15 protein-coding genes and 1 riboswitch are annotated in these 21717 nt (G+C 35.0%); of the genes, 12 read left to right on the top strand and 3 right to left on the bottom strand.

The window, feature by feature from the left end; genetic code table 11:
* Positions 1–3 precede the first annotated feature (3 nt).
* The 12 genes from H4K33_RS07260 (at position 4) to H4K33_RS07205 (ending at position 15893) form a co-directional block, all read left to right on the top strand.
* Complete coding sequence (locus H4K33_RS07260) at positions 4–7023, top strand: RHS repeat domain-containing protein (RefSeq protein ID WP_182647796.1); 7020 nt, start codon at positions 4–6, stop codon at positions 7021–7023.
* A complete protein-coding gene (locus H4K33_RS07255) occupies positions 6992–7762 on the top strand; it encodes a hypothetical protein (protein WP_255493600.1) in 771 nt (256 codons plus the stop codon). Before H4K33_RS07260 ends, H4K33_RS07255 begins: the two co-directional genes overlap by 32 nt.
* Positions 7763–7952: 190 nt before the next feature.
* Entirely contained in the window at positions 7953–8276 is a 324-nt protein-coding gene (locus H4K33_RS07250) for a hypothetical protein (RefSeq protein WP_182647795.1), read from the top strand.
* Between the two features lie 364 nt (positions 8277–8640).
* Positions 8641–9234, top strand: a complete 594-nt coding sequence (locus H4K33_RS07245) for a hypothetical protein (RefSeq protein WP_182647794.1) — start codon at positions 8641–8643, stop codon at positions 9232–9234.
* A gap of 187 nt (positions 9235–9421) precedes the next feature.
* Positions 9422–10006 carry a hypothetical protein gene (locus tag H4K33_RS07240; RefSeq protein ID WP_182647793.1) on the top strand — a complete coding sequence of 195 codons (585 nt, stop codon included), beginning with the start codon at positions 9422–9424 and terminating at the stop codon, positions 10004–10006.
* Positions 10007–10255: 249 nt separating this feature from the next.
* Entirely contained in the window at positions 10256–10585 is a 330-nt protein-coding gene (locus H4K33_RS07235) for a hypothetical protein (protein ID WP_182647792.1), read from the top strand.
* A gap of 245 nt (positions 10586–10830) precedes the next feature.
* On the top strand, positions 10831–11070 hold the full coding sequence (locus H4K33_RS07230) for a hypothetical protein (protein WP_182647791.1): 240 nt from the start codon (positions 10831–10833) through the stop codon (positions 11068–11070).
* An 8-nt stretch (positions 11071–11078) separates the two neighbouring features.
* Entirely contained in the window at positions 11079–11285 is a 207-nt protein-coding gene (locus tag H4K33_RS07225) for a hypothetical protein (RefSeq protein ID WP_182647790.1), read from the top strand.
* 14 nt (positions 11286–11299) lie between these two features.
* Positions 11300–12025: a hypothetical protein gene (locus H4K33_RS07220; RefSeq protein WP_182647789.1), complete on the top strand. Its 726-nt coding sequence runs from the start codon at positions 11300–11302 to the stop codon at positions 12023–12025.
* 700 nt (positions 12026–12725) lie between these two features.
* Entirely contained in the window at positions 12726–13895 is a 1170-nt protein-coding gene (locus tag H4K33_RS07215) for an MFS transporter (protein ID WP_182647788.1), read from the top strand.
* 13 nt (positions 13896–13908) lie between these two features.
* Complete coding sequence (locus H4K33_RS07210; protein WP_182647787.1) at positions 13909–14841, top strand: peptidylprolyl isomerase; 933 nt, start codon at positions 13909–13911, stop codon at positions 14839–14841.
* Positions 14842–14954: 113 nt separating this feature from the next.
* Entirely contained in the window at positions 14955–15893 is a 939-nt protein-coding gene (locus H4K33_RS07205; RefSeq protein ID WP_182647786.1) for a pyridoxal-phosphate dependent enzyme, read from the top strand.
* 125 nt (positions 15894–16018) lie between these two features.
* Here the strand turns inward: H4K33_RS07205 and H4K33_RS07200 are convergent, their stop codons facing one another.
* The 3 genes from H4K33_RS07200 to H4K33_RS07190 form a co-directional block, all read right to left on the bottom strand.
* Positions 16019–17716, bottom strand: coding sequence for a hypothetical protein (locus H4K33_RS07200; RefSeq protein WP_182647785.1), 1698 nt, complete (start codon positions 17714–17716; stop codon positions 16019–16021).
* An 811-nt stretch (positions 17717–18527) separates the two neighbouring features.
* On the bottom strand, positions 18528–20081 hold the full coding sequence (locus H4K33_RS07195; RefSeq protein ID WP_182647784.1) for an FMN-binding glutamate synthase family protein: 1554 nt from the start codon (positions 20079–20081) through the stop codon (positions 18528–18530).
* A gap of 325 nt (positions 20082–20406) precedes the next feature.
* Positions 20407–21624 (bottom strand): chloride channel protein, encoded by a 1218-nt coding sequence (locus H4K33_RS07190; protein ID WP_182647783.1) that lies wholly within the window; start codon positions 21622–21624, stop codon positions 20407–20409.
* 29 nt (positions 21625–21653) lie between these two features.
* Positions 21654–21714: riboswitch (Fluoride riboswitch) on the bottom strand.
* Positions 21715–21717 lie beyond the last annotated feature (3 nt).

The raw sequence follows: 21717 nt of genomic DNA, 5'->3' as shown, positions 1-21717 counted from the left end.
GCGATGATTAAACAAGTAAAAGCATTGTTGCTCAGTGGTTTTTTGTGCTTGACGACTTTATCAATACATGCGCAAGAACAAGAAATACAACTTGTATTTGATACCACAGGTTATAAAGAGACATCTACTGGTGGTATTGTTGCCCCTCCCAATATAGCTAATGATACCCTTCCTTCTATAAAAGGCGAAGCAAATGTATCTGCTCTAGGAGGCTTGAATTATACTATTCCCATTGATGTAGTTCCTGGAGTAAATGGTTTTCATCCCAATTTATCCTTGTCCTACAGCAGCCAAGGAGATAATGGTATTGCGGGTTATGGATGGAATATCAGTGGATTATCGTCCATTGTTATTGGGGGAAAAAGTAAAGAGATTGATGGAATAACGATTGGTTCGCAACATGATGGAACGGATCCTTACTATTTAGATGGAGGGCGATTGTTATCTACAGATGGTATAAACTTTACCACTTTACTATTCTCAAAAATAAAAATCGAAAAACAAACGGCAGGGGAATATAGTTTCATCATTCAATATCCCAATGGGAAAATTGCCAAATATAAAGAGGTACAGAAAGATATTCACTTAATTAGTGTAATGATTGATTCTTTTGATAATCAAGTACACTATACCTACGATTTGATCGATGAAGTTACTTATCTCAAAAGCATTGGCTATGGTGGTACCTTGCAAAGTGGACCGAAGTATTTTGTCAACTTTACGTATAAGAATCGCAAAGTGAATAAAGTACAATATTTCAATGGTAAAATGAAGAACCATAAAAAGGTATTAAGTCAAATTGTAGTTACTGCACCTGACAATGCAACAAAAGCATACAGAACCTATGTGTTGGGGTATGATTACATTCAGGAAAATACCTTAGAACGTTTAAGAGAAGTAGAAGTTTACAATGGGGAACAGCAAAAGCTTCCTACATTAAAATTTAGTTATACTGATAAGGAAGCATCATCAGCTATTATTGAGAAAAGAGAAAGAAATATTCAAATGTATAGCAATGTTGAAGAGTTTGGAGCTGTTGTGATAGGTGATTTTAAAGGTAATGGAAATCCTCAACCAATTTATGAAATAGTATTACCTGATGACGAAGATGATACTTATAAGAAATATGCACATCATCCAGAAAAGAATTTCGTACTGTGGAGTCCAGAATTAACTGATCTTACATCCTATAAGAGAAGTCGAGATTTATTTGCAGGGAAAATATTAATGAAGAAACAAGGAGGACAAACAGGGGAAATGATGTCTCCAAATGATATTTTAATAACAGTAGCGACAGATTTTATAGCAAGCAAAACGATAGATTTTTTAACGATAGATTTTTTTGATTTAACTCAATCGGCAAATGATAGGTTGATTAAAAGCATTAAAGTGGATTTACCTTCAATTATTAGGAAAGAATCTTCATTTAAATACATGCTGAATAATAAAGGTGTAAATGATAGGTATGTCTATATAGCTGACGTAAATAATGATGGCTTAGCCGATTTATTGGTTCTTCAACCCGCTGGAGTTGGAGTACCACCTAGATATTTTTTTTATGAATTAGGTAAAAATATTCATGCTTTTAGCAATGGACAGAAGATAAACCTTAACGAAGTCAATGGGAATTACAAATCGGATCTATTTCAAAAAGATGTTCATGTGTATCCCATTGAATTTGATGGAGATGGTATTCCAGAATTTCTGACGGTAGATAAAACAGGTAAATTAACTATTTTGAAATTTGATTCTCAGGGACTTAAATTAAATGAATTGGATTTTCAGACCAGTCAATTAAAGGATTACAAAGAAAAGACACCTTTGATCTTTGGGGATTTTAATGGGGATGGACTGACAGATTTTATGACACCTGTTAATTTGTATTCTATAGAAGATTCAAGGACAGCTGACGTAATAAGAAAAATGAAGTCAGAGAGACAGTTGTGGTGGGTATATACTTCAACAGGAAAAGATTTTAAAGTTGAACAAAAGGATTTTACCGCTCAAAAATTAGCTTACATTGTCCCCTCTCAACATCACGTTATTAAGAAATACAATAATTGGGATAAAGCATGGTCTGGAAAAAAAGATAGATATAAATACACTGAATATGGTACGTCTAATATTATGGCGATGGATATTAATGGTGATGGAAAAACAGATCTAGTGTCATTTCAAAAATTTGCCGAAATAAAGTATACAGAGCATCTTATGGATGCGGTTATTGATAATGAACGTAAGTATTATAACTCTAGAGGAGGTGGAGTTTCGTTATACAATAATGGAGATTTGAGTTTTTTTATAAGTAAAACAGAAGCAAATGGAGGATTTAATTTGAAATCACTTGATACGAGGGTGAATTTAGATAATCATGTTATATCCCCTTTGTCCTTTATTTTTAGTAAGACAGATTACAATGTGTTTAATGTGTATAAAAGCAGTGTAGTCATTCACGATCCATTAACTCAACAGGAGCGTACTTTTACTATAGAATTAGATGACTTTGTTGAAGGCCAGCTAAAGAGTGTAGACAATGGTTCAGGGGTAGTACAAGAAATCGAATATAGTCCGATGTCAGAAGATTATACAACGCGTAGTTTTTATGACAGAGGAGATTCTTTTACACCCGAAAATAGAAATAGTTATAATTACACAAATTACAATGTAACTTATCCATATTATGTACACAAAACAAATGGAACTCATTATTTGGTACGTAAGATGCATACCTTATTTGATGATAAAATTCTTACTAAAGAATACAAATACTATAATGCAATTCAACATCTTGAAGGCAAAGGTTTTTTAGGTTTTCAAAAAACGAAGACGAGTGAAGTTTACGAAAGTATAGTAAATAGATCTAGAAACAATAGTAGAGGTAGTTCTTCTAGTTCTGGAGGTTATTCAAGAGAAGGAGATACTTCTTCAAAAGGTGTTAGTGGATATGTAAACAAATATGTTCCGAAAGATGGGAATAAAGAAATTCTTTGGAATACGTATACCTATAACTTTGAAAGGGACAATGTAATAGAAATGGAAAGATTTGGTAGTTTTGATGAAACTAAAACGCTTCGTTATACCCTGTATTTGTATGATAAAAAAGATAAACCAAATAAGAGTTACCAAATACTACAAACAAGTGAACAAAGTTATGATAAAGTAACAGGACACGAGATAATAAAAAATTTCGGTTATGATGCAGATTGGCTTTTAGAGCGCATTTCATACGTTTATTTTGGAAATAGTAATACGAAAGAAGAAAAATTCACGTATCTCCCTGCATTTACACATAATGGACATTATTTTTATGGTCAAATAGGAAAATCACAAGTCATTTCAAAACGAGAAGGACATACGTTTTCTACTAGAGAAGAATATACCTACAACAAGAATGGGGCTGTTGAAACGAAAAAAAAATATGGAAATAGCACCAAACCAATAACGACAAGTTATGCGTATTTTCCTTTTGGTGGAATTAAAGAAGAAAAGTTAACGTACTATACAGGAAGTAGTCTTGATTATAATGACATCTTTGTTAAAGACCCTTCTACTAGTATAGGAGGAGAAAAGCCAGTTGGTCCTTTTAATCCAGGAGAAGTAAAACCGGTTGGACCTTTTAATCCAGGAGGAGTAGTCACTGATGAGCAAACAGAAGAGTTAGTTACAACCTATGCATACGATGCATCCAATCGTTTTATTGTAAAAACAACCGCTCCTGATGGATTAATTTCTACTGCAACTGTTGATGGTTATGGAAAAGTATTGTCTCAGACCAATACTTTTGGGCAAACGACAACGTTTAAATATGATAGTTGGGGCAATGCACATACGATCAAAAATCACCTCGGTAAAAGTGTTAAGACCAAAAAAGTAAAGAGTAAAGTTGAAGGAGCTCGCTATGATGTAATCGTAACAGGAGATGATGGAAGTCAAACGATTACTTCTTATGATTTATTAGATAGAGCCATTCAAACCAAGACAAAAGCTATTGATAAATTGATAGATAAATTCGATCCTGTTGGTCCAGTGGGTCCAGTAGTCAAATACCCATCCAAAGAAATCGGAACAACACCCGATAAGGGGTTAATACTTGGTAGTATGAGTTATTGGGTGGTAACCCGTCAAGTGTATGATGTCTTTGGAAATATCATCCAGCAGAGTCAACCTTTTTTAGAAGGAGGAACGCCGAAATGGAATTATACCACGTATGATTTGTTACATCGACCTGTTGAATTTGTGGATTTTAATGGAAAAGTTACGCGTACTTGTTATGAGAAAAATAAAGTAACAGTAGAAGATGGACACAAAAAGACGGCGAAATGGATCGATGAACAAGGATTGGTTGTTAAATCACAAGATCAAGGTGGTACTATTCTCTATAAATATTTTGCCAATGGAAGTTTAAAAGAGGCTGATTACGACGGAATCAAAACAACCATAAGCATCGATGGGTGGGGAAATAAAACAAAATTAGTTGATCCTTCTGCAGGAACTTACCTATACAAGTACGATAATATTGGTAGATTAATTCAAACCACAAATCCCAAAGGAGGTAAAACGACATATACCTACAATAAGTTTGGACAGGTATTAACGGAAAAAACCAATAGTACAGCTGAAAATACGCGTATTGATATCGCCTATACGTATGATGAGCGCAGTAAATTGCCGTTGGCTATTAAAGGAAATTACAATGGGCAAAATTTCACCTATTCAACCGTTTATGATGCACAATACCGTATCAAAGAGAGAATTGAAGAAACACCTGCTTTTACTTACGGTACCACTTTTGTATATGATGCTTTTGATCGCGTTGAAAGTACAACGTCAAAAACAACGGTAAAAAGTTCGGGTATACGCAGTGAAACTACCGTTAAGAATGCGTATCAAAATGGTATTTTACACAAACAATTAGATGAAAATAACAAACTAATTTGGCAAATTAACAGTCTGACAAATTTCGGAGGGACGAAACAAATTAATTACGGAAATGGCTATCAGTCCATTCATAGTTTTAATGAGCACAGTCACTATTTAGAGAATATTAAACACAGTAAGAACAATGTGGCTATCGTTGATATTGACTATACCTACGACATACTTAGAGGAACTTTGTTACAGCGCAACAACAAGAGTTTTGCTAAGTCGGAGTATTTTAGTTATGATAATTTAGATCGCTTGTTAACTGAAAAACTCAATAATGTTATTGTCAATGAATATACCTATGACAAACGAGGAAGAACAACTTCCAATTCGCAAGTAGGAAAATACAATTACAACGACACCGATTATCGTTTGCAAAATATTGATATGAATGCAAGCGGAGCACAAAAAGTGACAACGCGAGGTTTTGCAACGATAAACTACAATGCCTTTAAATCGCCTAATGAAATCTTTTTAGAAGGAAAAGGAAGAGTGAGTTATGACTTTTCCATTCTTAAAAATAGATATGTTGCCTATTTTGGCAGTACAGAAACAAAAGATAAACAGCCGATCAAGAAGTATTATTCTTCGGATAAGACAATGGAAATTGTAGTAGAAGATAATAAAACGAAGATTATTACGTATGTCACAGGAGATCCCTATAGTGCAAACTACATGAAGATCGAAGACTACAAAGGCAATGTGAGACAAAGTAGTAAAAATTATTATTTACATCGAGACAATCAACAATCTATTGTTGCTATTACAGATAGTGATGGCAATGTGATAGAACAGCGCTATTTTGATGCTTGGGGAAATTTGGGTGCAGCTAAAATCAAGGGGGTTAATCAAACGATTAACGCAATGGGATGGACGCCAGGGCTTCTCATTGATCGTGGATATACAGGGCATGAGCATTTGTATACGGTGGGATTGATTCACATGAATGGAAGGATTTACGATCCTTTATTAAGGCGATTTATGTCTCCTGATAATTATGTGCAAGACAATTATAACACTCAAAACTACAATCGCTATGGTTATGTGCTAAATAACCCGTTGCTTTATACCGATCCTAGTGGAGAAATTATTGTATCTTTAGTTTCTGCTGTGGTTGTATCGATTGTTATCAATGGTATTGCCAATTCTTCCAAAAATATTCCTTTCTTTTATGGAGCTGGTAAAGCGGGTGTAATGGGAGGTATATCTGCTGCCATTTCTTTTGGAATTGGTACGGCAGCTTTAGCGGTGAGTAATACACTAAAAGGAGCTACTTTTATTGCACAAGCAGGTGCGCATGGAATAGTAGGTGGAGCGTTGAGCGAGATCGAAGGCGGTAAGTTTATTTCTGGTTTCTCTTCAGGAGTTGTAAGTTCTCTCGTTAGCAGTGGCGTAGGAAAATTAGGGCCAGAAAAAGGGAATTGGAATCTGCTAAATTCAAGCCAAACCAAAGCAGCCATGATTGCAGGTGGAGGATTATCTGGAGGTATTTCTTCTACCATTGCCGGTGGTGATTTTTGGCAAGGCATGCGACAAGGGTTGATTGTTAGTGGGCTGAATCATGCGATGCATATGGTTGAAAATGAAATAGATAAGGCGAGAGTAGATAAGCGATTGAGAGCTAAAGGCTATGAACCAAATGATGCTGCAGAAGATTTATATAGAGACCACAGTAAAATAAATGATTTTGCTGCACATGTAATTCCAGAATATTACGATGCGGCTCAAAAACCAGATTTTATTGTGGATAATACGATTGAAAGTGAAGGGGGGCAACAATCTCTTGGTAAAGTAAGGGTAAGCTATGATAGTGAAGGAAACTATTCACTTGTAGATGGAAAAGTAAGACTTCGCTCCACTGTATTTAACAGCTATAGAGGTTTAACTTTAACCATGATACATGAATTAAGTCACGTCATTGATGTTGTATCAGGATTAAGAACAATGTGGTATAAGAAATATGGAGCCGCAGCTTCTCTCCATATGTCAGAAGTCAAGGCATACGAGTTAGAAATGAGTTGGGGTAATAGTTATATAAAATCTAATCCAGTATATTTAAATCATTTAAATGAAATTACAAATAATAATTGGCACTTTTAAACAGAATATAACAATGCGAGATCCTAATTTTAAAAGAAGAATATTATATGTTATGATGTTGTTCTTTACCTCTGTTTTTTCTTATAGTCAACATGTAGTGAGAGAAGATATTACGCTCACTATATTAAAAGACTCTATTGAGAATAATAGTTTGGTTACAGTTGAGTTTTTTAACCATAGTGATACAGATTATTATCTACCTTTAGATACCTCAATAGATCGATATTTAGGATTTAATAGTTTTTACAATTTAAATAATCATTTTTCTCTTAATGAAGTTTGGTATGATAGAAACTTAAAGAAGGGAATACGAATCGCACTAGAAACTACGGATTGTATGGATACAAATCAAACTTTTTTTAGTTATAAAGCCCTTCTTAATGACAAAAACACTATGAATATTGATATTTTGGTTTTGAAGTCAAATAGTTATAGAAGAATGCGAGTTCCTATTGTTTTTGTAAAAAGGTATTGTGGTGATTGTACTTTATATTATCAAAAGACAGAAGATATGTTCAATTATTTTCAACTAAATTATCAAGTAACATATGAAAGAATGGAACAAATAAGAGAAGATAAAAAATACTATGCACGAGAATATTTAGAAGATAAAGGATATCAATTGTATACAAAAAAGATAGAAAGTAATATTGTACCGCTTAAAATTTCTGAGAAGATGAAAGAGTTCATGGAAGAGCCCTATTATGGCAAAACCTTTTTAGAAATTGAAAAAGAATAAAGGGTTAACCTATAAAAACAAAAGCAGTAGAGAGAATTCCCTACTGCTTTTCTCATTAAAATGCTATTTTAAAACAGCAGTAGGATTTGGAGACTAGTTCTTTTTCTTCTAATAATTTCGTTTAATAACTCTTCTGTATGCAAGTCTAAGCTATCTTTATTGGTAACTTAGCATTTCATCCCAAGCAGCCATGATTGCTGGCGGAGGATTATCCGGAGGTATTTCTTCCACCATCGCTGGTGGTGATTTTTGGCAAGGCATGCGACAAGGATTGATTGTTAGTGGGCTGAATCATGCGATGCATATGGTTGATGATTTGTGGAAAATTGAAAATAATAAAGCAACTTTGATAGACGAAAGTAGTGATGGTATTTACATTGAATCAAACGGTTCTATCTTTAATCTTTCAGAATATGATTTTACCAATAATATGTCTGCTGCAGAAAGTATTGTCCAGTATTACTCAAAAGATTATGCCCTATCATCATATTATGAGGGAGGAAGTTTTGAATAAAAAGGCGGATATTTTTCTAGTTATGCGGCCGCCGAACGTGTTGATCTGGGGCAAGCACTTATGAGTGTAAGATTGAAAAGCACTGGTTTCTTAGGAAGACAATTAGAATCTATAGGAAGATTTTATTTAGTTGCGGGTAAATTTAGTCCTTTATTGAACAACAAATTTAATATGATTAATTCTATAGGACATGAATATAAGCATTATCTAGATAATCTTCAGTATAAGTCATTACATAATAACGGATTTAGAAATATACAGGGATTTTCTGGTGGCCAAACCGAATTAAGAGCAATTCAATATCAACGGTCATTGCCATCATGGCAAAATACTACTAAAGAATGTAAATTAAACATACGGGAATATGAAAGTATTAATACATTTTGATAAATCTATTATATTGATCCTAGTATTATTTACTTTGATCAGTTGTAAGGAAGACTTTAAGGTATATCCTATTGCTCTAGATTTTATAGATTCAAATAAATTGGAATATATAGACGAGGTTGATTTTAGATACCTTGAAAAGGGAAATACTATTTTTAATACGGTTGTTTTTACTCTGAAACCTTTAGACTCAATCGTCAGAGGAAATCAAAAGATAAATTTAGAGGAGCAATTGGATATTGATATACAGTTGGCCTATAAAAATAAAGAATATAAAACTTTTCAAAAATTTTTGTCGATACACAACATGTATGAAGGGCAAATTTTTACCGTGGAATGTACTACTGAATTGATGGATGAAAAGAGTGAACTCTTTTTGTTTTTACAAAATTTCGATGCGTATAATACCAAGGAAAGAATTGAAAAATTAAAAAAAGAGTTACCTCAAATGAAATTGGTTGTTCGTATTGAAGATGAAATGGTTGAATTAGAAGTAACAAATAAAACAAAAGCCATATATACAAAAGTGCCTAATCATATGAGGAATATCATTAGTATGAGTTACGATTAAAAATTAATATGATATAAAAAGCAGTAGAGAGAATTCCCTACTGCTTTTCTCGTTAAACTACTATTTTAAAACAGTAGTAGGATTTGGAAACTAGTTCTTTTTCTTCTAGTAATTTCGTTTAATAACTCTTCTGTATGCAAGTCTAAGCTATCTTTATTGGTAACTTAGCACTTCATCCCAAGCAGCCATGATTGCGGGCGGTGGGTTATCTGGAGGTATTTCTTCTACCATTGCCGGTGGTGATTTTTGGCAAGGCATGCGACAAGGATTGATTGTTAGTGGGCTGAATCATGCGATGCATATGGGGTTGGATGGTTTGGAACAAGATAAACCGAAAGGGAAAAATAATGAAAGAGAAAATAACGATTTTTCGTTGGATAAATTAGCTTCTGATTGGGAAAAAAATAAAGAAAAGTCAGGTTACAATCATTTTAAAAGAGAAGGTAAGAAACTATATAAACAAATTAATAAACTAGGAGGATATATTATACTAGGATCAGGAGGTGGACTTGCTTCAAGTGGAAATGATATAAAAGGAGTACATAAGATAATTGAGGCTAAGGATATGTCTAATATGGGAGGTGGTGGAGCAATTGTCAAAGGTTGGTTAAAGTTGTTTCAGTATCTAAACGCTATACCTCCAGTTTTCGCGAATGACAAAGCTAAGATGACAATGATCCGACAAAGTAATGATACGATTTTTTATAAATACAGAGAAGCTAATTCTTCAAGAAGCTATCCAGTTTATGTTGTAATGAAAAAAGAAGAATAAAATAAAAAAACATGAAATACTTTAGTAAAATAATTATTGTCCTGTCCTTACTCTTTATATCTTGTAAGGATAAGTATGATTTAAATATAGCGTATGCATATCTTGTGTTAGGAGAAGAATTGGATAATAATATTGCTACATTAAATACTGTAATAACTAAAAAAAAAGACTAATCCTAGTTTCTCTTTAAATGAGAAACACAAGGCTATTGATCACTTGATAGTTGATTACTATAACTATTTGGATGGTTTGGATAGTATAAGTAGACAAAACAAAGAAAATTTGTTTTATAGTGAAGATGTTATGTTGAATCAGGCAAGTGTCTTTAAAAGAAAAACGATTTATTTTTTAGAAAAATTCACAGATGAAGCTGGAGAAAATAGTGAATTAATTCTGTTAGTAAATGATTTATGTAACGTTAAAGATATAAAAGTAGAAGAGGATTTTTATGCAGATTATATTGTCTATTATTTTCATTCATATCCTTATGAAATGTTTAATTATCAAATAAAGAAAAGAAAATTTAATCTTAAAATTATTCAAAGTGAAGTATTCAGCAGTGGTTTGTTAGAACGTTAGATTAATGGTTTCAAAACAATAGACTTTTGAAGGGAGTAACTGATAGAATTTATTTAAAAAATGATATTTATAACAAAAGCAGTAGAGAGAATTCCCTACTGCTTTTCTCGTTAAAATGCTATTTTAAAACAGTAGTAGGATTAGGAGACTAGTCATTTTTCTTCTAATAATTTTGTTTAATGACTCTTTTGGAATCAAGTTTAACCATCTATTTGGAGTAACTTAGTATTCCAACTCAAGCAGCCATGATTGCTGGCGGAGGATTATCCGGAGGTATCTCTTCTACCATTGCCGGTGGTGATTTTTGGCAAGGCATGCGACAAGGATTGATTGTTAGTGGGCTGAATCATGTGATGCATATGGGAATCAATCTGTTGGTAAAACAAAAAGTAAATGGATACAAAAAGGAGATGACTTTAATTATTCACTTACAGATGGAAAAGTTAGACTTCGCTCCACTGTATTTAACAGCTATAGAGGTTTAACATTAACTATGATACATGAATTAAGCCACGTCATTGATGTTGTATCAAGATTAAGAGGTATTTGGCATAAGCAATATGGAGAGAATGCTTCTTTGCATATGTCTGAGGTGAAAGCGTATCAATTGCAGATGAGTTGGGGAGATATTTATATAGAATCAAATCCCGTTTATTTAAATCATCTTAACAAAGTTAATAGTAATAATTGGCAATTTTAAATTATAATATAAAGATGAAAATTTCTTATTTCAAAAGAAAACACTATTGCTTATTATTGTTTTTTATATCAATATCTTTCTATGGTCAGAATACTACTCAGGGAGATATATCCTTAACTATTTTAAAAGACTCTATTGAAAATAATAGTTTGGTTACGATTGAGTTTTTTAACCATAGTGATACAGATTATTATCTCCCTTTAGACACCTCAATGGATCGGCATCTTGGTTTTAATAGTTACTATGATAAAAGAAGAGGAGATTTTTCACTGAATGAGGTATGGTATGATAGCAGTATGGAACATGGAAATTATAGAGGAACAGGTATCACAGATTGTATGGATGTTAAACAAAGTTTATTTAGTTTCAGAACGATGAAGGAAGAGGAGAATTTTAAGAATGTTGATATCTTGATAATGGAATCTAATACTTCAGTAAGAATAAAAGTAGCTATACAATTTATTAAGAAGGATATTTATTCTTGTTCTTTATACTATCAGAGTACAGATAATTTATTTGCTAATTTCCAACTAAGCTATCAAGTTGAAAAAGAGAAAATGGAGCAGTTAAGAAAAGGAAATGAGTTTTATGGTAGAAAAAATCTAGAAGATGATGGATATCAATTGTATACAAAAAAGATAGAAAGTAATATTGTGCCGCTTAAAATTTCTGAGAAGATGAAGGAATTTATGAAAGAGCCCTATTATGGCAAAGCCTTTTTAGAAATTGAAAAAGAATAAAGGGTTAATCTATAACAAACAAAAGCAGTAGAGAACATTTCCTACTGCTTTTGTTGTTATAAAGCTAACCTATTCCATCTTTTTTGTATTGGATCTCGCAATTGTTGTAGGATGGTAACTACTTCGAGTACGTAATAAATATCTGTAGGAATTGTGAAAATCCGTATGGCTTAGGTGTCCTACGCTCAAAGTAAGCGTTTCAGTTGTTTCCGATACTATCACCTTACCATACGGTAAAAATATTTTTTCAAGATCACAATACTTTGATTTAGGATTACAGTCGATAACGCACATATTATTCCAAAAGATCATCTACATGTATCAGAACGGGTGTGTTCTTTGTAATGTCAATGAGATTAAAGAGTTTTGTTTCTTTTTTTATAGTTTTTGAAGGTGAGGGAATACCTTCTTTCGTTAACTCCGCGTCATCGGGCAACTCACCCTCTCACCAACTATCTCACCTAGTTTATATTGGTTTTAGTGTTCGATGAATATATCTCACTGAGTTTATATTGGTTTTTGTGTTCGATGAATCTCCACTACGTTTCGATTTTCACTGCGTTTCGATTTCACCAACTCATCCTCTCATCAACTCACCCTCTCACCAACTCACCAACAAACAACCAACAATATCATTAATTTACTGTAGAAATCCTAAGCGTACTCACTTTGAATACTAGAGATTTTTTACCTTTGCCAGATGAGTTTATCTAAAGCAAATGTAGGATTCATGGCAGCAGTTACGGGGTTAATTGTAGCCAATTTATATTATTGTCAGCCCTTAATTCCCCTTATTGCAGAAGAATTTCGCGTTTCAGAAGCAGAAGCAGGTACATTGACCTATTTAACCCAAGCAGGTTATGCCATCGGAATGTTTTTAATGATTCCATTGGGCGATCGGTTAGAGCGAAAAAAGCAAATCACGTGGACGACTATCTGTGCCATTATAGCCTTAGCACTAACAGCCAGTGTGAGTAATTTCTTTTGGTTGCAGGTGGTGAGTTTTGTTCTCGGAGCCACGTCTATTGTTCCGCAGTTGGTCTTGCCTATGGCGGCAAGTTTGGCAGACGAAGAGCAAAGAGGAAAAGTAATTGGCACAGTGGTTAGTGGATTGCTCATCGGAATTTTATTCTCCCGTACCTTGAGTGGATTTGTTGGGATGTGGTTGGGATGGCGCGGTATGTTTTGGATTGCAACGGCCATTTGTGTCTTATTGGTGGTGATGATTCAATTTCGTCTACCCATTAATAAACCCACGTATCAAGGATCTATTTCTAGTTTATACGGCTCTTTATTTAAGCTAATTAAAGAACAAGCAGTGCTGCGCGAGGCAACTTGGATTACCAGCTTGGCATTTGCTCAATTTGGAGCATTTTGGACCACGATGGTCTTGTTGTTGCACAATCAACCCTTTGGCTATGACAGCGCGTTGATCGGATCCTTTGGATTGATTGGGGCTTGTGGTGCTTTTGCCGCACCTTTAGTCGGGAAAATTGGCGGAGCAGGGGGAGCGCAAAAATTAATTCTCTATGGCATAGGCATGACATTCTTGAGCTTTGTCGTTTTTGCCCTTTCTGCCAGCTCTATTGTAGGAATAATCATCGGAATTGTCCTTATTGATTTAGGTTTACAGACCATACACGTATCCAATCAAACGCGAATCTACTCCTTATTACCCGAAGCGCGTAACCGACTAAATACTGTCTATATGTCATTTAGTTTCCTCGGAACTGCGTTTGGCTCGGCTTTTGGTTTATATTTGTGGAAATATTTTGGCTGGGTAGGTGTGTGTATCGGTGGCATGGCTTTGGCCTTTTTGTCATTCTTGATTTACCTGCGCGCCCAAAGAAAAAGAAGTACTAAAAATTAATAATATAAGAAGAATGGAAAACGGTATTTACGCAAAATTTAATACGTCAAAAGGCGAGATTTTAGTTAAACTAACTGAAGATAAAACACCTGGAACAGTAGGTAACTTTGTTGCATTAGCGGAAGGGAAATTAGAAAATTCAGCACGTCCACAAGGAAAACCTTATTATGATGGATTAAAATTTCATCGAGTTATACCTGATTTTATGATTCAAGGAGGATGTCCTCAAGGTATTGGATCAGGTGGTCCGGGGTACACATTTGACGACGAGTTTGATGCAAGTTTAAAACACGATGGTCCTGGTGTATTGTCAATGGCTAATGCTGGTCCTGGAACAAACGGATCTCAATTCTTTATCACACACGTAGCAACTCCTTGGTTAGACGGAAAACACACCGTGTTTGGACGCGTAATCAAGGGACAAGATATCGTAGATGCGATTGGACAAGATGACGTAATCGAATCACTGGAGATCGTTCGCGTAGGAGAAGAAGCACAAAAATGGAATGCAGTAGAAGCGTTTAGAGTATTTGAAGGAGCAAGAGAGAAGCGCGTGGCAGAACAAAAAGCAGCAGCAGAAGAAGCTTTAGAAAAAGTAGCCGCTGGTTTTGAGCGTACAGAAAGCGGATTGCGTTACCAAATGATCGTAAACGGATCTGGAGCAAAAGCAGAAAAAGGAAAAACAGTTGCTGTTCACTATAAAGGAGCATTAGATAATGGAATGGAGTTTGACAACTCTTACAAACGCAAAAAACCAATCGAGTTTCCATTAGGTATGGGACACGTAATCGAAGGATGGGATGAGGGAATCGCCCTATTGAGAGTTGGTGATAAAGCGCGCTTTGTTATTCCATCGTATTTAGGATACGGAGAAAGAGGAGCAGGAGGGGTTATTCCACCAAATGCAATTCTAGTGTTCGATGTTGAATTAATGGACGTAAAGTAATGTACTTATCTTGATTTTTTAACCAATTAGAGAAAGTCAAGATGAGTTCAATATAAAAAAAGCTCCCAATCTTGTTTAAGTTTGGGAGTTTTTTATCAAACCTATTTTTAGTTATGAAAGAGAAAATCAATACGTGTTACGAAAAAATAAAACCGTATGTGCACCATACTCCTATCATGGAATCTGGGCATATCGAAAACTTTTTAGGTAGTGATTTGTATTTTAAATGTGAAAACTTTCAGCGCGCAGGTGCCTTTAAAATGAGAGGAGCAACGAATGCTGTTTTACATCTTACCGAAGCACAAAAGGAAAAAGGAGTCGTTACGCATTCCTCTGGTAATTTCGCACAAGCGCTAGCACTTGCTGCTCGTACGTTTGGTGTAAAATGCTATATCGTAATGCCCTTTAATGCACCGAATGTAAAAAGAGATGCAGTGGTGATGTATGGTGGTGAAATTGTAGAATGTGCGCCAACAATGGAATCTCGAGAACGCGTATGCAATCAAGTGATTGAAGAAACTGGTGCAACCTTTATCCATCCATCGAACGAAATGAATGTGATTATTGGGAATAGTACCGCAACCAAAGAATTGTTGGAAATTCACCCCGATTTAGATGCGTTAATCGTTCCTGTAGGTGGAGGTGGATTATTGGCGGGTACGATTTTAGCCGCTCAAACCTATGGTAAAGAGGGTATTGAAGTATACGCAGGCGAACCTTATGAAGTGGATGATGCCTTTCGCTCTTTAGAAAGTGGTACAATTGAATCAAATCTCTCAGTAGATACCATAGCAGATGGCTTGCGTACACAATTAGGCGATGTGAACTTTCCCATTATCAAAGAAGGGGTAAAAGCAATTATTCGAGTTCGTGAAAACGAAATCGTCAGTGCAATGCGCCTCATTTGGCAGCGAATGAAAATTGTCGTTGAACCAAGTAGTGCCGTGGCACTCGCCGTTCTAATCAAAGAACGTCCCTTGTTTGAAGGTAAAAAAGTAGGTATTATTTTATCTGGCGGTAATGTCGATTTAGATAATTTGCCGTTTGATTAACGGTTAGCAGTTAACGGTTAACAGCGGATATTCAATTATAAATAAACCATTCCTTTGTAGGGGTGGTTTTTTTTGTTTGTTGTACGTTGTTTGATAATCGACAAACAACGTACAACAAACAACATTTAAGTAAACAATTGATCATACGAGGTATGGTATTTTTTCTTGAGTCGTTGCTTTGTCTTTTTGACCGCATCAATCGTAATGCCCAAGATATTGGCGGTTTCCTGATTGGTTAGATTTAATTTTTGCAACAAGATAACCCGCAGATTGGAATCTGTCAGATCGGGAAATTGTTGCATGAGTTTTTCAAAATATTCACTTTGTTCCGTTTGAAAGGTTTTTTTGAAGATCATCCAACTTTCGTCCGTCATCAAATGCGAAGAGATAGTTTGTTCTAGCTTCATTCGCTCCGTTTGTGACTTTACGCTTGTGGAGTCTTTTAGTTTATTTAATTCAACCTCTAAGATGTTGATTTGCTTTGTTTTTTCAGCCAAGTATTCTTTATAGGAATCTAACGAGTGATTGGTATCTTGCCATCTCTTTTCCGATTCAGCCATCTCTTGTTCTATTTTGAGAATGTTTGATTCATATAGAAATGCTTGTTTGGATAGCTGTTTTCGGTAAATACGATAAACAAAAACTAGAATACACCCCAAAGAAAAAGAAAGGGAGATGAAAAGCAAACGCTGATAGTTGATTTTCTCATAGTGATAGCGCTGTGCTTCAATTTGTAAATTGATCAGCTCAATTTCTGCATCCCAATTGATTTGATCGATTGCTTTTTCTCCTTCGGTTTCATTGATGTATTCATGGAGTGTTGTGAGGTGACGACGATAGAGTAACTCTCTTTTTTCATCTTTTTCTGCAATAGAAATCTCCAATAACAATTCCATGATTTCGTATTCGAAACCTTTGACGTAGTTTAAACTTTGCGTATACGTAAAGGCTTCTAAAGCATTTTTTTTAGCTAAGGGAATATCGTTTTTATCCCAATATACTCGAGCAAGGGAGATCAATGCGTACATCGTATTTTTCTTGTCGTCCACTTTTTTTGATAAAGTAATGTCTTCCTCTAAATAACTAATGGCTTTTTCCCAATTTTGCTTGTTGTTTTCAAGCATCGCTAGATCACCAAGTACCTTAGCATAACGCAAGAGATCGCCCTGACTTTCCGATAAATTCTTCGCTTGTATTAGATAAGGATACGCTAGGGCTTCTTGTTTGTCTTTGATGGCAAAGCTTCCAATAGCGTTTAACAGACTCGTGTAGTTGATGTTGTCTTTGGTCGTGAGTTGCAAGGCCTTTGTTAGATAGGTAATTCCTTGTTTATACTTGCCAATTGTGCCATAGAAATAACCGATTTTTCTATAAATATCAGTGGATTGAATGGTGATTTGTTCGGGGTGGTTATCTAAAATAAAGGCAACTTCACTGTAGTAATTAGCAGATTCAATATAGTGATTGTAACTGTAGTAGTAAAAGCCAATTTGGGTATAAGCCCAGTGTTTAAGATTGGGAAAGTCAATCGTTTCTAACTGTTGCTCCACTTCTTTAAAAAGTAAGGTGGTTTGTTCATTAAAGGCACCAAGTTCTTTAGCCTTGATTTGTGCGCGTTTAATTTTTACAATGACATTGTATATGCTTTTATTCAACTCAAATTCTTTGGGGGAATTACTTAAAAGAACTTCTTCTAACTTAATAATATCATCTACTTTATTTAATTCTGCAATGAAAAGGTTGATTTGATTCGAAGTATGTTCTGTTTTCTTAGAACAAGAGAACATAATTGATAATAAGAGAATAATGAATATTTTTTTCATAAATAAAGAGAAAAGTTAAATTTTCAGATGTCCACCCTCATGTCCACCTCGATGTCCACCCCAAATATAGTGTCTTTTTTAACAGAATGTTTTACTTTGCTTAAGAATTTGTTTCAGGATGTAGATAAAAGTAACCTGTAGCAGTAGAATTACAAAAAGAGACGTTCTTCATTATAATGTACAATAGAAAGAAAAAGCGATAGAAGAAGGAAGAGGAGACTAGAACTGATAATAATAGTTTACGCATAAAAGAAGTCTTTGATGGAGTAAACTTAAAAATGCTGTCGTTTAGTAAAGGACTTGCGGAATATAAAGGAGAGAACCTTTGTTGCGATGTGAGGAGGCTGTATAGCCAAGAAATAGACCTTAGGAGCGTTTTAACGCGTGCTTTGTTGTAAAGGCTAATAGAACTATCTACTAGTAGCGACAAAGAAGAAAGGGCAAAATAAGTTGCATTTACCAACCAACTAACTATATTGTATGAAACCCCATTCTCTTCCTTGTGATGGTGAGCCATTAGTCATCCTTGCAAGGAAAGAATACAAGGGGAGACCTCTCAAGGTTTATTAATTTTAAAGAGTACTCAGGCGATGATATCATGTATTGTCGTCTGATTTTAGAAAGAAAATGAAAAAGAAGATTACTTAATAGCTTTGCAGTGAAGCTAGAGTTTTGGTTTTTAATAAATTTTTTGTTTTAATTGTTTTGGGATACTCATTCCATTCTAACCTAGTTGAATGAGTGTTTTTTTTGGGAAAGAAAAAGGTCAGCGAATAGCTGACCTTTTTTTATTTCGATATGTTTTGAGTACTTATGCTTTTTTACGTGTATCCAATTCTCCAAAATACATTTCTTGGAAGCTTTTGTTTACTCCGTGATCTACGCGTTTATGGAAGGTTCTAGGATCGATTTCGCTAGGTTTCTCATATCCAACAGCACTGATGAATTCTCCTAGAGCTTTCATTGTGTTTTTGTGGAAGTTCGCAACACGCATTCTCTTATCTGTTACATCTAAAGCTTTGTATAGTGTTTCATCTTGTGTTGCAATACCAACAGGACAATGTCCACTATCACATTGTAACGCTTGGATACAACCTAGAGCAAACATCATACCACGTGCACTATAACATGCATCAGCTCCTAAGGCAATTGTTTTAGCGATATCAAATGCAGAGATAATTCTACCTGAAGCTAAAAGTCTAATTTTACCTCTTAAACCGTTTTCGATTAATGTCTTATTAGCAAATACTAAAGCGTCATTTAATGCCATCCCCATATAATCGATAAACTCTAATGGAGCTGCTCCTGTACCTCCTTCAGCACCGTCAATTGTGATGAAGTCTGGTGTGATACCTGTTTGTTTCATAGCGTCAATAATCGCCAAAAACTCATCTTTACGACCGATACAGATTTTAAAACCTACCGGTTTTCCATTGGACAACAAACGAAGTTTAGCTAAGAATTGAACAAGTTCAACTGGGTTGCTAAATGCTGTGTGTCCTGACGGTGAGTGAACCGTTGTATGTGGAGTAATACTTCTAATTCCAGCAATTTCAACTGTATTTTTTTCTGCAGGTAATAAACCTCCGTGTCCAGGCTTCGCTCCTTGAGAAAGTTTTAACTCAATCATTTTCACCTCTGGGTAGTTTGAGCGCTCTTCAAATAATGACTCACTGAAAAATCCTTTTTCATCGCGACAACCGAAGTATCCTGTACCAATTTGCCAAATTAAATCTCCTCCTGAACGGTGGTATTGACTGATTCCTCCTTCACCTGTGTTATGTGCAAAACCACCAATCTTCGCTCCTTCATTTAAAGCTGTAATGGCTTTTTTACTTAATGCACCATAACTCATCGCACTAATATTGTAAATACTTGCACTGTACGGTTGTTTACAGTCCTCACCTCCAATTAAAGTTCTGAAGTTTGTATCTGAAACGTGTTTTGGATACACAGAGTGTGCAGCCCATTCATAACCAATGCGGTTTGGATCATCTTGCATACCAAATGAAACCGTTTGTTTCTCATTTTTTGCTCTTTGGTAAACAATTGAACGCTCACGACGGTTAAATGGTTTTCCATCTAATTCTCCCTCCCAAAAATACTGACGCATCTCTGGACGAATAGATTCAAACATGTATCTAAAACGTGCAAATAAAGGGTAATTTCTACGGATCGTATGTTTACTTTGAAGTAAATCATAGATCGTTAAATATGTAAGGATTCCTGAGATTACAAGATTAACTATGCTAGCTGTTGATTGGGTAAGTACAAAAGTCGTAATAGAGTACAGTACGTATATCACAACTAATGTAATGGTCAATTGGCCAAATGTGAATCGATTAAAAAACTTTTTGTGAAACATAAATCTAAAATTTAGTGCAATCTTTTTGTTGTCTAGTTTGTAATGTTAATGGTTTAAAAATAGGGTGAATAGGTCGTGATTCCTCACTTTTTAGTTTAAAAATAAACAGAAAGTAAAATCACTTCTATCGAAAGCAAAGGTAGTAAAGATTTTGAATTTAAAAGATTTTTATAATTATTATTTTGACAAGATTCGGCTGTAAAAATGCTAATATGATAATTTTACAGGACATGAATAATGAATTTTTACGTATTTTCATTAATAATTGTGTAAAATGTAATCATTGCTCTTTTTTTTTAGTATAATAGGGGAAGGATAACGTGTTTTATAGGTATAATTGAAATTTATAGATGCTGTGTTTACCACTGCTTAAGTAAGCAACTAAACAGGCTAAGCCAGCATAGATAAGTAATTCACTACCAAATAATTCACCTGCCATAAATATACAAGCTAATGGTGTTTTGGTCGCTCCGGCAAACACGGCCACAAAACCCAAACTCGCCACAAAACCAATGGGTAATTGCAGGTAAACGGCTAAAAAGCTACCTAATGTTGCACCAATGAAGAATAAAGGGGTAACTTCTCCACCTTTAAACCCTGTGCCTAAGGTGATCGCGGTGAATAGAATTTTGAGTAGAAAAACAGAATAGTCTTGCGGATTTGTAAACGAATCTACAAGAGTTTCTATTCCTAAACCTAAAAATCGCGTGTCTTGAATACTATAAAATAAGCCTATAAGGATTAACCCTCCTATAAATGGTCGCAAGGGAGGAAAGGCAATCTTAGTTGTCGCTAAGTGTGAGAGTGTATCTGTAGCTTTGACAAACAAGATGGCAGTCCAACCAAATAGAAGACCAGCTATACTTACCTTGACTAGGGTCAGTGTTGTTAATGCTGGAACACTCTCGACCGTATAATTCGTGTGGGTAATGCCCCAAGAGATACAAACAAAATGTGAAACAATAGCCGTGAGCAATAGCGGAAGAATGTAATTGTATTTACTTCGACCAACTACCATCAATTCTAAGGCAAACAACATTCCCGCTAGAGGTGTTCCAAAAACGGCTGCAAAACCACCGGCGATACCCATGAGCAATAGGGCTTGTCGATCAGCTGAATCAAGGTTGAAGAGTCTACTAAATTGATCGGCAATCGCTCCACCCATTTGAACAGCTGTTCCCTCTCTACCTGCGGATCCTCCGAATAGATGAGTAATCCACGTACCTAGTAGCACAAAAGGAGCCATTTTTAAGGGAATCCTTTCAACTGGATGGTGGTATTCTTGGATCAATAAGTTATTTCCTTTATTCGCTGCACCTCCAAAATAGTGATAAAGACCTCCAACGAATAAACCACCCAAAGGCAATCCCCATAGTAGCATAGGCTGATGGATACGTACCTGAGTTACATATTCGAGAACAGAAAGAAAGATTGCTGCAGATGTACCAATTAAAACACCGAGAAGTAAACTTAAAACAAGCCAAAGTAGCGGCTTACTTGGTGAGTGAAAAAGATAGTTTTTTGTTTTTTTACATGTATTCATAACGACTCAGTATAGATTAGTTAAACTATAGTATACCAGACGTCATCAGCTACAAGGCGGTTCAAGGCAGACATCATTGCCTATTATGATGAA

Origin of the sequence: Myroides sp. WP-1, from assembly GCF_014145635.1 — a bacterium.
In the GTDB taxonomy this organism is placed as follows: domain Bacteria; phylum Bacteroidota; class Bacteroidia; order Flavobacteriales; family Flavobacteriaceae; genus Flavobacterium.
Note: the sequence above shows the minus strand (reverse complement) of the source record. Positions and strands in the feature narration are given on the sequence as shown.